This window comes from Shouchella rhizosphaerae, from assembly GCF_036700015.1.
Classification (GTDB): Bacteria; Bacillota; Bacilli; order Bacillales; family Bacillaceae_D; genus Shouchella; species Shouchella rhizosphaerae.
Genome location: NZ_CP144921.1, coordinates 2,647,461 through 2,659,711, shown reverse-complemented (window position 1 = coordinate 2,659,711; position 12,251 = coordinate 2,647,461). Strand labels below are relative to the sequence as shown.

The 12,251-nt window shown below is 45.1% G+C and carries 13 protein-coding genes; 6 read left to right on the top strand and 7 right to left on the bottom strand.

Features of this window, described 5'->3' with window-relative positions:
* Window positions 1-312: 312 nt before the first annotated feature.
* The 4 genes from V5G21_RS13145 to V5G21_RS13130 form a co-directional block, all read right to left on the bottom strand.
* Entirely contained in the window at window positions 313-1,125 is an 813-nt protein-coding gene (locus tag V5G21_RS13145) for a histidinol-phosphatase (protein WP_095255197.1), read from the bottom strand.
* A 110-nt stretch (window positions 1,126-1,235) separates the two neighbouring features.
* Window positions 1,236-2,243: a zinc-binding alcohol dehydrogenase family protein gene (locus tag V5G21_RS13140; protein WP_338464815.1), complete on the bottom strand. Its 1,008-nt coding sequence runs from the start codon at window positions 2,241-2,243 to the stop codon at window positions 1,236-1,238.
* A gap of 108 nt (window positions 2,244-2,351) precedes the next feature.
* Complete coding sequence (locus V5G21_RS13135; protein ID WP_011245604.1) at window positions 2,352-2,987, bottom strand: peptidylprolyl isomerase; 636 nt, start codon at window positions 2,985-2,987, stop codon at window positions 2,352-2,354.
* Window positions 2,984-3,769, bottom strand: coding sequence for a hypothetical protein (locus V5G21_RS13130; protein WP_011245603.1), 786 nt, complete (start codon window positions 3,767-3,769; stop codon window positions 2,984-2,986). Before V5G21_RS13130 ends, V5G21_RS13135 begins: the two co-directional genes overlap by 4 nt.
* Before the next feature lie 201 nt (window positions 3,770-3,970).
* Between V5G21_RS13130 and V5G21_RS13125 the strand changes: the two genes are divergently transcribed.
* The 4 genes from V5G21_RS13125 (at window position 3,971) to V5G21_RS13110 (ending at window position 7,873) form a co-directional block, all read left to right on the top strand.
* Entirely contained in the window at window positions 3,971-5,041 is a 1,071-nt protein-coding gene (locus tag V5G21_RS13125; RefSeq protein WP_011245602.1) for a DUF3900 domain-containing protein, read from the top strand.
* Window positions 5,042-5,053: 12 nt separating this feature from the next.
* Entirely contained in the window at window positions 5,054-6,145 is a 1,092-nt protein-coding gene (locus V5G21_RS13120) for a CdaR family transcriptional regulator (RefSeq protein WP_051881245.1), read from the top strand.
* Window positions 6,146-6,389: 244 nt separating this feature from the next.
* Entirely contained in the window at window positions 6,390-7,544 is a 1,155-nt protein-coding gene (locus tag V5G21_RS13115; protein WP_035205018.1) for a glycerate kinase, read from the top strand.
* A 62-nt stretch (window positions 7,545-7,606) separates the two neighbouring features.
* Entirely contained in the window at window positions 7,607-7,873 is a 267-nt protein-coding gene (locus tag V5G21_RS13110; protein ID WP_051881246.1) for a hypothetical protein, read from the top strand.
* Between the two features lie 155 nt (window positions 7,874-8,028).
* Here the strand turns inward: V5G21_RS13110 and V5G21_RS13105 are convergent, their stop codons facing one another.
* Window positions 8,029-8,481 carry a flavin reductase family protein gene (locus V5G21_RS13105; protein WP_011245599.1) on the bottom strand — a complete coding sequence of 151 codons (453 nt, stop codon included), beginning with the start codon at window positions 8,479-8,481 and terminating at the stop codon, window positions 8,029-8,031.
* Window positions 8,482-8,825: 344 nt separating this feature from the next.
* Between V5G21_RS13105 and map the strand changes: the two genes are divergently transcribed.
* On the top strand, window positions 8,826-9,590 hold the full coding sequence (map, locus tag V5G21_RS13100; RefSeq protein WP_035205020.1) for a type I methionyl aminopeptidase: 765 nt from the start codon (window positions 8,826-8,828) through the stop codon (window positions 9,588-9,590).
* A gap of 67 nt (window positions 9,591-9,657) precedes the next feature.
* On the opposite strand, the gene V5G21_RS13095 is transcribed toward map, so the two are convergent.
* Together V5G21_RS13095 and V5G21_RS13090 are read right to left on the bottom strand one after the other, a co-directional pair.
* A complete protein-coding gene (locus tag V5G21_RS13095; protein ID WP_011245597.1) occupies window positions 9,658-10,113 on the bottom strand; it encodes a GNAT family N-acetyltransferase in 456 nt (151 codons plus the stop codon).
* Entirely contained in the window at window positions 10,110-11,390 is a 1,281-nt protein-coding gene (locus tag V5G21_RS13090; protein WP_035205022.1) for an aminotransferase class I/II-fold pyridoxal phosphate-dependent enzyme, read from the bottom strand. The genes V5G21_RS13095 and V5G21_RS13090 overlap by 4 nt, the downstream gene beginning before the upstream one ends.
* Window positions 11,391-11,727: 337 nt before the next feature.
* Here V5G21_RS13090 and V5G21_RS13085 point away from each other — a divergent pair, with 337 nt between their 5' ends.
* Window positions 11,728-12,234 carry a GNAT family N-acetyltransferase gene (locus V5G21_RS13085; RefSeq protein ID WP_035205024.1) on the top strand — a complete coding sequence of 169 codons (507 nt, stop codon included), beginning with the start codon at window positions 11,728-11,730 and terminating at the stop codon, window positions 12,232-12,234.
* Window positions 12,235-12,251 lie beyond the last annotated feature (17 nt).

Genomic DNA, 12,251 nt, shown 5'->3' with positions numbered 1-12,251 from the left:
AATTCATAGGGCTTTTGTCTATTCAAGAAATCGTCATTTCCGCGAGAAAATAGAACCATTTTTTCATTTTTAGGCTCCAGAAAAGACTGTGCCAATACCTTTTTCTATTTTCCCAACTCATCTTCAATTTTTAACTGAAAGAAAAAAACCAGCCCTTCTCCCTATTTTTAAAACATGGTCAATTGCATAGATTAATGGCTTTATTATCCAAATGAATAAAACTTTACACTCATTTCCGGGTTTCCCCTCTACTCTTTCCACTGCTCACTATATACCCGTTAAAAAAGAGCCTGCAAGGCAGGCTCTTTTCGCTTATAACATCACGGATTTCTGCTCTTTCCCAACAAAGAAAACCATCTCTTTAAATCCAATCTCCTTTAGCATACGTTGAACTTCATGATAATCATCAGCAACGCGCTCAGGCGTGTGGGCGTCGGACCCAAACGACACAGACACACCATAATGGTGGGCTCGCTCTAATATTTCATGGGAAGGATACCAACCACCACAATCTTTTGTTTTTCCTGACGTATTGACTTCGATTGCGACCTGTTCATCGGCAATCACTTTAAGCGTTTCTTCAATAATGGGTGTTTCAATAGCTGAGAACGCTGGATAAAATCCTTTCATAGCATCAATATGGCCAAGCACTTGAAACATTCCACTTTTTGCAGATTGTTGAATCAGTCGATAATAGGCCTCTTTCACTTCGACACGCTCTGCCTGATTTAACCCTTCCCAACGCCCTTTTCGAAAAATGTTGACCTCATTTACATAATGGACGGAGCCAATAACGTAATCAAAAGGGTATTTCTCATACATACGTTTGTACAGATCTTGGTGGTCTGGAAAAAAGTCGCTCTCCATTCCTAGTAGGACATGGATTTGCTGCTTATACTTTTTCTTTAACGCCAGCACTTCTTCGACGTAGTTAGCTAATTCGCTTTTCCCCATCGCAATGCCCGGATACAGTTGGTCTTCATCGCTGTAAAAATACGGCGAGTGGTCAGCAATGCCAATATAGTCCATCCCTTTTTCAATCGCCGCCTGTATGTAATCTTCTATCTCCCCAAGGGCGTGGCCACAGCGATGGTGGTGGGTATGCAAATCAAATACAACAGTCATCAAATCGCTCCTTTCTTATTGTGCAGCCTTATTATACAACTTTCCTTTCGGACGGTTTAGCGAAAAAGACCGCCCTTCTTGGCAAAGGACGGAAAACAGCCAGTGTATGGTCATTCGTTTATGATCACAAGCTTGCCAATCATGTTTCCTTGTTCTAACAGCCGATGCCCTTCTTTAAGCGTTTCGGCATTCATCGGTGAAAGCGTTTTTGTCATTGTCTGTTTTAATTCACCACGATCAAACATAGCAGCTATATCGATTAACAAGCGATGCTGTTCAATTTGATCTTCTGTTTGGAAGACAGGACGGGTAAACATCAGTTCCCAAGAAAAAGTAACGCTTTTCGAACGTATTTTGCCCATATCAAGAGGCCGTTTATTTTCAACGATCGCACAAATGGCGCCTTGAGGCTTGATGCAAGCAGCCATCCCATCCCAATGCTCATTCGTGTCAGCCATGCAGAAAATATAATCAACGTCTTTATAGCCAAGCTCTTGAAGTTGAGGAAGCAATTCCTGTTTGTGGTTAATCGTATGATGGGCGCCCATGCTTTTGCACCATGCTGCCGTTTCCTGTCTTGAAGCAGTCGCAATGACATTCAAGTTCGCTTTAGCGGCTAATTGGATCGCAATGGAGCCAACGCCTCCAGCTCCGCCAATCAGCAAAATCGATTTCCCTGCATCCCCTTCGCTAATCCGCAGACGGTCAAACAATGCTTCCCAAGCGGTTATAGAAGTTAACGGCATCGCTGCCGCTTCTGCAAAAGATAACGATTTTGGCTTTGGTCCTACAATTCGTTCATCCACCAGTTGAAATTCGGCATTCGATCCTTGCCTCGCAATATTGCCAGCATAATAAACTTCATCGCCTACATCAAATAGCACACAGTCTTCGCCTACAGCCTTTACAACCCCGCTCGCATCAAAACCGAGAATACGAAGCGCCTCCTCCGTTTTGTCTTTAGGAGCTCTTACTTTCGTATCAACGGGATTGACAGACACAGCCTTTACTTCGATCAGTAAATCCCGACCGCTTGGCACAGGATCTGGTACTTGTTCTTCTACTAAACTTTCCTTGTCATCAATCGGCAAATAGCGGTACAACCCAATTGCTTTCATGTGAACCAGCTCCCTTTTTTTGAGTTTTATAAAACCATTCCCAGAAAAGCGAGAAGCAAACATTTGGCTAACTTATGGGAGAATGCACAGAAATGACAGTCGAACTCTCTAGCGCTCAACTGTCATTTTTTTAATCACTTGCTCGTGCCCAGCAACTGGCCTGCCCTCTTGGGCACCACCTGTTTCTGTCTCTGTTTGTTCGGCGATCTCATCGACTACGTCCATGCCTTCAATCACCTTTCCGAAGGCAGCATAGTCGCCATCAAGGTCTAAAGCATCTTCATGCATAATAAAAAACTGGGAGCCGGCTGAATCCGGTTCTTGCGTTCTTGCCATCGAAATGACGCCACGCTCATGGGAGAGGGGGTTATCAATACCATTATTTGAAAACTCACCTTTAATTTCATAACCTGGACCACCTGTGCCATCTCCATTTGGATCGCCACCTTGAATCATAAACCCTGGTATTATCCGGTGAAATGTCAGGCCGTCATAAAAACCATCTTCCACAAGCGCGACAAAATTATTGACTGTTTTAGGAGCAATCTCTGGATAAAGTTCTAATTTCACAATGCCGCCATTTTCCATTTCCATTGAGACAATGGGTGTCTCTGTCTCTCCCACAGCTACGTCCGGTGCGCCTTCTTCATTTTGCCCTTGCTTGCTGTCGGTTCCTCCGCACGCTGCAAGCGTCAACAAAAAGCAAGCCACAATGAACATGCCGATCTGTTTCTTATTTATCACTCATCTTCATCCCCTGTATCGGCAGAGCCCGACTCCTGCTCTTCCGTTTGCTCATCTTCGTCTTCTTCTGCTTCCTGCTCAAGGCTCTCTAACTCTTCTTTATCCTCATCCACAACGACGACACGGGCAGCATCTGCTTCCTGTGGTATAGTTTCCTCTACATTCCCTCTTGGCACCACTTCTACAACGAGGCCACTCTCTAAGTCTTGTGATTTTAATGGTTCATATTCGTCCTCATCGACAAGCTCTAGTACTTCGGTTGCTACGTCGTAATGAAAACGCGTGCCAGATTCATAATGGCCATCTTCCCCTAAAACAAAGAATGTGTTTTGCTCTTCATTGACATTCGATACAATCCCTTTAATGGAATATTCTTTTGTTAAGATGACAATTTTTGTCGCTTTCGTTTCTTCTGGCTGTTGAGACGTTGTTGGTTCTCCATACACTTCTACTTCTAGCTCGGGCTTTAGAAAGGACTGGTCGACACGTAAATAATCATTTAAGTGTTTGACATATATTTCCGTTCTTCTATTTATAAGGACATTCATTTGCGGATTTGCGTCTACATCAAACGAAGTGATCGTTGGTGCAGGTTCGCTGCTTTCCCCAGAAACGCCCACGCTTTTGGCGTCTGCATTCGCTTGGTAATCGCCCTCAAATTCGACGTCTACAATCGTCCCTTCCGTTTGAACAACATCATCTTCTGTCAAAGAGATGCCGTCATTTTGTCCGCAGCCTGCCAAACACCATAGCGCACCTACAGCAAACAGGACTTGCTTCAACGCATTTCACACCCCTCTTGCTCCTTTTTACCTAGTATAACCGATTCTATATTTGATGTAGGGGATTCAAGCAGATTTCATTAATATCACACAACCAATTTGACAAAAGCCCATAGTTTGCTTTCTTTTGGTCGTTGACAGTCACCATGCTATACTGTTTGTTAAACAAAAGCAATCACGATGATTTAATAGGAGTACGATATGGAATTTACCGTTCAATATTTATCTTTTTATGCCGTTCAAGTCGACCATGAGTCGGATACAAAACAATATAGCCATTACCAAACGTTAGACACCGATGCTTTTGAAAAAAGCCCCCTTTCTTCCTTTTTAGAAGGGGAGCTAAAAAAAATCGTCAAACGAAAAGCCCAGCACCATCCAAATTCAGACGCAGCGCCGACTAAAATCGGCCGCTTTGTCGCAGAACCTGGCCATCCTTTAAGTTCTAATCCAAATTATAACCTCTTTCAACGTGCCTTAACGGCCGACTCAGTTGCTGCTTTCCAAAAAGAAAGCGAAGCCTTTGTGAAAACCTATCTACAGACAAGCGCAGTACGTGGAGGCGTCTTTTTAGTTTGCAAAGCTGTGCCCAAAAAGTATTACAGTGACTTATTTTTATTCGTGCTCAAATGCGATTTTCAGGAAAACGTCGCCACGCTTGCCGATTCCAAAACACTGATTAAAAAAGTCGAACGGGCTATTACAACGAAAAATATGAAATCAATTCAATACCCACATATGATTGAGGAAGGCATGGTGGAACAAGCGGAAGTCAAAATCCACCAGTCTTCCCACGCCCGATACTTCGAAGATTTTCTTCCTTACGTCGAATATGGCGATTCAATGCCGCAAATTTTGCGGACACAGGTACAAACGATTATGGAAGAACATGCAGAGGAAGCATTTGCCCACTCTGTAGAAGAACGCAACGCTTTCACCGAAAAAATCGAGCTTTGGGCTTCAAGCGAAACGAGAGAGCTGCAAGAACAATTTTCTACCCATGAAGTGATGGAAGCGTCTGCACAAATCGCCGAACATGCGCCTGATGCTTCGACACGAATGAAGCTCGGCGACACAGACATTAAAGTGCCCATTGCTGAATTTGGCGAAACCGTCCATTTAGCAAAACTCGGCGACCGTTATATGCTGCTTGTCGAGGCAGATCAAGTCCAGTTTGACAAGCATGTATCGCCAATTGAGTTTTTAAAGCCAGAAGATGTTCAAACCGTGTTTGAGCGCATTAAAGCAAAGTCCTTGTCTGTCCAGCAATAAGGGGGTGTCTAGATGTTGACGCATGAACTGGCAAATGAAATTGTCACACGGACAATGGACATCGTTCCTAGTAATGTGAACATCATGAATGCAGAAGGGGCCGTGATTGCAAGCGGTGAAAAAAAGCGGCTTTTTAACATTCATTCGATTGCAGTCGACGTTTTGCGAACAGGGAAATCGATCTCTATCAACCCAACTGGCGACTGCCCCTCAGGGACAAAACCTGGGATCAATTTGCCGATCCGTTTTCAAGGGAAATCAGTCGGCGTCATCGGCATAACGGGGAATCCCGTGGAGGTGGCGCCATATGCCGAGCTCGTGCAAATGGCAGCCGAATTGTTAGTCAACCAAGCTTATTTAAGTGAGCAGCTTCGGCAAAACGAACGAATTGCCTACCAATTACTGCGTGCCTTAGTCGTTGGCGAAGTCGAAAACGAGCGTACTTTTATGGAAAGGCTCCAAGCAACTGGTCTTGACTCCCTTTTCCTGCCGCTGCGCGCCTGGGCGTTGTCAAAGGCGCACGAGCAAACATTCCCGAAAGAACTCGGCCATTTTTTCCAATACGAAGAGCGTGGAGAATTATTCTTTTTTGAAACACGTCCTGAAGAAAAACGGTTCGAATCGTTCTTGCAAAAAAACAACTGCTTGCTAATCGCCACGTCAGGGCCAGTCGCCCATTCCTTTGGCACCGTTGCTTCCTCATGCAACATAGCCAGGGCAGCACTGTCTCTTTATGAAGAAGACGTACCCACCACTGAAAAGCGTCTGCTCTACTTTGAGGAAACAATGCTTGAAGGACTTGCATTCGAGTGGCAACAATCAGGAACGATTCAACCTTTTTTGGCGCTACTCTCTCCACTGCTCGCATCTAATCAATCTGCTGAACTGATAGAGACCATCAAACAGTACTTTATTCATAATGGCGATATTAAGAAAATCGCCAATCACCAATTTGTACACAGCAATACAGTCCACCACCGTTTAAATAAGATCAAGGCGCTGACTGGAAAAAACCCAAAAGTGATTCGTGAGTTAACTGATTTGTTTATCGCCTGTTTGCTGTACCAATTAAATGGTATACAAGCACAAGGAAAACTCTTGTAGATTCGTTTTCTTTGTGCTTCGCCACAGTGCTTACAGGCTAGCGTTGCTTTATAATTGTTATTGTAACCGATTTCAAATATTGAATTAAATGCAACGGCGCCTAGCGTAACTGTGAAGTGGAACGTTGCTGACAGTGCGAGTCCCTTCACATGGTTTACTTAGCGCAATCGCATTTAAAACTCGGCACCCGCTCCTCAATAGCGACGGATGCTATCCACGATTCCATGCACGAAAGGAGAAAACGATGCAAAAAATTTCAATTGCTCCTGATTCGTTTAAAGAAAGCTTGACAGCCCTCCAAGCAGCACAAGCGATTAAAGCAGGATTTAAACGAGTTTTCCCCCATGCCATTTACGAATGCATCCCTATGGCCGACGGAGGAGAAGGAACAGTTCAATCACTCGCCGATGCACTTGGCGCTACAATTCGTACAGCTACTGTAACAGGACCTCTCGGCAACCAAGTCGAAGCAGCCTACGCCTTCGCCAAAAAAGAACAGATAGCAGTTATTGAAATGGCAGCTGCGTCTGGCTTGCATCTCGTGCCAAAAGATAAGCGCGACCCGCGGAAAACAACAACGTTTGGAACAGGCGAGTTAATAAAAGACGCGCTGGAACAGGGCGCTAAACGGATTATTCTCGGTCTAGGCGGCAGCGCTACGAATGATGGCGGCGCAGGTTGTGCACAAGCACTTGGCATCCGCCTCGAAGATGCCGAAGGGAAAGAGCTTCAACAAGGCTGTAGCCCCCTTATTAAGCTTGCTCGTATTCGTACAGAAACAAAGCATCCCTTGCTTGCGGATGCTTCGCTTGAAATTGCCTGTGATGTCGATAATACGCTGCTTGGTCCAAAAGGGGCTTCAGCCATTTATGGCCCGCAAAAAGGCGCTACCCAAGAAATGATCGCAGAAATGGAAAGGGCGCTCACTCATTATGCAGCCGTCATTAAACAACAGCTCGGCAAATCTGTTCAGCACATTGCTGGCGCTGGCGCGGCAGGCGGTTTAGGAGCAGGATTGCTCGCCTTCTTTCAACCAAGAATCGAGTCTGGCGTTACGCTCGTTTTAGAAGCAACCGGTTTTCATAAGCGAATTGCTGGTTCAGAGCTGGTTGTGACAGGAGAAGGACGGCTCGATTCGCAAACCCCTTACGGCAAAACACCAATAGGCGTGGCGAAAGCAGCCAAAGCACAACAAATCCCTGTCATCGCCGTAGCTGGGCAATTAGGCGATGGTTATGAAGCGATCTTCGACCATGGGATTGACGCAGCCTTTTCTCTTGTCCCAGGCGCGATCCCATTGGACGAGGCAATTGCCAATGGGGCCGCCTACTTAGAAGCCGTTGCAGAGCAAATCGCTCGAACGTACGCACTGGGTTTGGAAAACAACCGAAACGACTAATTTACATGGCATTCTCCCCTTTCTGTTTGCATACGTTGTAAGGAAAGGGGTTGTCTGTTTCTATGGCCATTTTGAGGCACTCATTTAACGCTGTAGCCGGCATCTTAGTTTTTCTCGCGTCCCTTTATTTAAGCTCCCATAATGAAAACGTGGAAGGCACCAGGCAATTCGCTCCTGCCTACTTGTTGTTATTTGTTGTATGGGTATGCGGCTTCTCCCTCCAATTTCGTCCATCTACACGTCTTACCGGCATTGCGATTACGCTCGTCCCACTGTTTTTTTTGTTGTTTTCCTTTTTCTTTCATATTGAACGAGGCGGGCTTTTTTAACGATAAGAAGCAGGCAACATAATAGCAAAAAGGGTTCTGACTGTTTCATCAAAACCCTTTCCCGTTTTTTCATTTATCCTGTGCATCCAGTCTGCTAAAAAGAGAGCCGTTTCCCTTTTATTCTCCACTTCGAGCCCCAGACTACCGCTTGTACGTTAGATTTTTTTATATTTTCCTTCGTAATAAACAAGCGGCTCTCGGTCTGTAACGAGCACATCCCTCACTTTGCCGAAAAACAACGTGTGGTCACCTTGCACGACAGTATCGTGAACATCACAGGCAATTGTCGCAATTGCCCCTTTTATCGCGGGAATGCCTGCAAACTCGCTAAAGTCGACATGGGCCAACTCTTTTTGCCCGGCAAAATGCATAGACAATTCTTCATGGCCTGTGGCCAATATATTGACCGAATAATTTCCGGATTGTTCGATAATCGGTTTCATTCTCGCTTTATTAGCAATTGAAACGACAATCAACTTCGGCTCTAGGGAAACAGACATAAATGCATTTGCTGTCATGCCATGGTTGTCATTTTCCCACTTCGTCAATACAACAGTGACGCCTGTGGCGAACTTTCCCATCGCCGCTTTAAACAAACGATCATCCATCGATATAACCTCCTCTAGCGCCAATTGCTGTATACGCATTTCTTTCCAGTCCATAATAGCCAGAAAGATTTAAACTTTGCAAGGATAAGGTCTTCTGCATGGAATACACCAATTGCTTTGCCTACACTTACGTTTATGCAACATACAGGCCATTTACAACTCGTTTCCGGCGTGGACGTTCGTTTAACCTTTACAAACATTGTTTTCGTTCCCACGAAATTGGAAAAAGCACCCTCTCTGCTACCTACTTTTGCAAAAATGCGTTACACTAATGAAGAATGCATCACTATTGTGAACGTGCCCAACCATAAGCACATATGTTAAGAAAGAAAGTAGGCGATACGATGATAACACTTAAATCGAAGCGTGAAATTGCGCTAATGCATGAAGCGGGGAAATTGCTAGCCGATTGCCATAAAGAAATTGCGGAACGGATCAAACCTGGAGTGACAACAGAAGAAATTGACCACTTCGTTGAATCCTACTTAAAAAAACATGGCGCAACCCCGGAACAAAAAGGCTATAACGGCTATAAATACGCCACGTGCGCGTCAATCAATGATGAAATTTGCCATGGGTTCCCACGAAAACAGCCTTTAAATGAAGGGGATATTGTCACGATTGACTCTGTTTTTAACCTTAATGGCGCCCTTGCCGATTCAGCTTGGACTTACGCGGTGGGGAATGTATCCAAACAAGCTTCAGATTTGATGAAAATTACCCATGAAGCCCTTTACAAAGGGATTGAACAAGCACACGTAGGCAACCGCCTAGGCGACATCGGTTACGCGATCCAATCTCATGTGGAGCAAGCAGGCTATTCCGTTGTCCGCGACTTCACTGGCCATGGAATCGGACCAACGTTGCATGAGCCGCCACAAGTGCTCCATTTTGGTGCTCAAGGCAAAGGACTGCGCTTACGAGAAGGAATGGTCATTACGATCGAACCGATGGTAAACATCGGCAAGTACAACAGCACGCTTGATGCTAACGGTTGGACAGCGCGGACAGTTGACGGCACATTGTCTGCCCAATACGAGCACACGGTCGCAATCACAAAAGACGGCCCATTGCTATTGACCGACCAACAAGAAGAACGCCCGTTTTAGTCTGATAATACGATTGACTTTGTCGATAACACAAAAAAGGCAGCTAAATTCGCTGCCTTTTTTACATCTATAAGTCTTGCGACAAGCGGATCATATCGACACATGGCAAACCGTTCTCTTCAATAGGCTCTTCGTAATGACGCACAAAGAAATCACGGTCCACATGAGTGATGCGAAACCCACATTTTTGATAAAGCATTAATTGGCTCGCTCCTGAGTTCCCTGTCCCTACTTCAATCGTTTTATAACCCTGTTTTTTTGCTGTTGCTACCGCATGCGACACAAGCTGTTTCCCGATTTTTTTGCCTTGGTGTGCCTCTTCCACAGCGACGTTGACGAGTTCAACCGTATCTGGTCGGGTCGGCACTAACACATATTCGCCAATAATCGTGCCTTCTTCATCCTCTGCTACATAGCATGTGCCCCGCTGGCAATAGTCTTGGACAAGTTTTTCAGACGGATCTGCCAATAGCAAGAGTGTCCATGGCAACGGTTCGCCCGCTTCTAGCCTTCTAATGTTCATGCAGCTAACAACTTTTCCACAGAAGCCAGTTCGACACAGACAGACACGACTTCCATTGCTTTTTTCAACTCTTCAACAGACGGGAATGTTGGTGCAATCCGAATGTTGCGGTCACGCGGGTCTTTTCCATAAGGGAATGTGGCTCCAGCACCTGTCAAAATAACACCAGCTTCTCTCGCCAAAGAGACAACGCGCTTTGCACAGCCATCTAGCGTGTCAAGGCTAATAAAATAGCCTCCTTGCGGTTCGGACCACTCGGCAATGCCTTTTCCGCCTAACTCCTCTGTTAGTGTGCGGTTGACTTGATCAAATTTTGGTTTGATCAGTTGGGCATGTTGTTTCATAAGTTCGCCAACGCCGCCAATTTGCTCAAAGAAGCGCACATGGCGAAGCTGGTTGATTTTATCGTATCCGATCGTTTGCACTGACAGCTGCTTTTTAGCGTAAGCAAGGTTGGCTTCTGAGCTAACGAAGGCAGAAATGCCTGCTCCAGGAAACGTCACTTTCGATGTGGATGCAAACATGTAAACGCGATCAGGGTAGCCAGCCTGTGCACAAGCAGCAAAAATATCGGCTAGTTCATCTGGTGTGTCTGTCAAATGGTGAAACGCGTAGGCATTGTCCCAAAAAATGCGGAAATCTTCAGCCTTGGTTTTCAATGCAGCTAGACGTTGAACGGTTTCATTTGAATAAGTGACTCCACTAGGGTTGCTATATTTAGGCACGCACCAAATGCCCTTAATCGTTTCATCGTTGGCCACAAGCGCCTCTACTTGGTCCATATCCGGCCCTTCAGCGGTCATATTAACAACAATCATATCGATATTAAATAATTCACAAATGGCAAAATGGCGATCATACCCAGGGGATGGGCATAAAAATTTCACTTTCGGCAGCTTTCCCCACGGCGTCTGTCCCTCACCTGTCCCAAACAACACCGCGCGGGCGACCGCGTCATGCATGAGGGACAAGCTCGAATTGCCGCCGACAAATACGTTGCTTGCTTGTACGCCGAGCAACTCGCCAAAGAGCGCCTTTGCTTCAGGAATTCCATCCAGCTGGCCATAATTACGAATATCGCCATTGTGGGTTGCTTTCACATCTTCTTCCGATAAAGCACGGAGGAGGCCATGTGAAAGGTCAAGCTGTTCTGGTCCAGGTTTTCCCCTTGACATATCAAGCTGTATGTTTTCCATTTTGTACATGTTGTATTGCTTTTCCAATTCTTCTTTTCTTAACTCCAGTTCCGCCGTCGACAAATTTTTCAAATCGCTCATGCTGTGCAACTCTCCTCGTTTTAGCTTCTATCTATTTCATTGTAGACCAGCTTTATTCAAATGTTCAACTGCATGATAACACTTTTAAAAAAATCGAAAAATGAAAGAGCGATTGGGACATTTTAATTGGGGGAGACTAGGCAAAGGTCGGCGATGATTGCATTAACGTGCACAGCGTTTCCATTACGAGCAGCTATGACATTAAAATAGAGCTTGGCAAGCGCTACCAGATGCCTTGCTTTTCCAACACACCTATGGTATTTTTAGAGCGCTTTTTCCATACTGTTCCTATTAAATTAGGCTCGACGTATTTCCTAATAGAGTGGAGTGAGATGCAATGATTCGCCAAGGCACGCTGAACGATTTGCCACAAATCGAGCAAATCGCCATCGATGCAACCAAGCAAATGAACTTAGAAGGCAGCGATCAATGGACGAGCGCCTATCCTACAGCTGCCCATTTTCAGGAAGACATCGAACAAGGCACTCTTTATGTTTATCTAGAAAACATGAGGATTGTTGGTTCCATTTCAATTGATCAAAACCTTCCAGTTGAATTTAACGAGTCCCAATTAAGCTGGAAAACGAAACACGAAACAGCCGGAACGTTTCATCGTTTAGTTGTTGACCCAGCTGCCCAACAAAGCGGCGTTGCTGTAAAATTGGTTCAGTTCGCCGAATCGTATTGCCGCGAGCAAGGCTTGGCTTCTTTGAAAATGGATACATACTCGAAAAACAAGAAAGCGCAAAAGCTGTTTGCCAAACTCGGGTATAAACCAGTCGGAACATTTTACTATCCGAATAAAAAAGACCCGTTTTTTGCTTATGAAAAAGCATTAACATGAATCTAGCAAAACAAAAA

Coding starts and splice junctions, on each gene's coding strand:
- V5G21_RS13140 (WP_338464815.1), bottom strand. CDS start 2,243: ATGAAAGCAATTGGGTTGTACCGCTATTTGCCGATTGATGACAAGGAA.
- V5G21_RS13085 (WP_035205024.1), top strand. CDS start 11,728: ATGATTCGCCAAGGCACGCTGAACGATTTGCCACAAATCGAGCAAATC.
- V5G21_RS13145 (WP_095255197.1), bottom strand. CDS start 1,125: ATGACTGTTGTATTTGATTTGCATACCCACCACCATCGCTGTGGCCAC.
- V5G21_RS13105 (WP_011245599.1), bottom strand. CDS start 8,481: ATGGATGATCGTTTGTTTAAAGCGGCGATGGGAAAGTTCGCCACAGGC.
- map (WP_035205020.1), top strand. CDS start 8,826: ATGATAACACTTAAATCGAAGCGTGAAATTGCGCTAATGCATGAAGCG.
- V5G21_RS13120 (WP_051881245.1), top strand. CDS start 5,054: ATGTTGACGCATGAACTGGCAAATGAAATTGTCACACGGACAATGGAC.
- V5G21_RS13095 (WP_011245597.1), bottom strand. CDS start 10,113: ATGAACATTAGAAGGCTAGAAGCGGGCGAACCGTTGCCATGGACACTC.
- V5G21_RS13090 (WP_035205022.1), bottom strand. CDS start 11,390: ATGAGCGATTTGAAAAATTTGTCGACGGCGGAACTGGAGTTAAGAAAA.
- V5G21_RS13110 (WP_051881246.1), top strand. CDS start 7,607: ATGGCCATTTTGAGGCACTCATTTAACGCTGTAGCCGGCATCTTAGTT.
- V5G21_RS13125 (WP_011245602.1), top strand. CDS start 3,971: ATGGAATTTACCGTTCAATATTTATCTTTTTATGCCGTTCAAGTCGAC.
- V5G21_RS13115 (WP_035205018.1), top strand. CDS start 6,390: ATGCAAAAAATTTCAATTGCTCCTGATTCGTTTAAAGAAAGCTTGACA.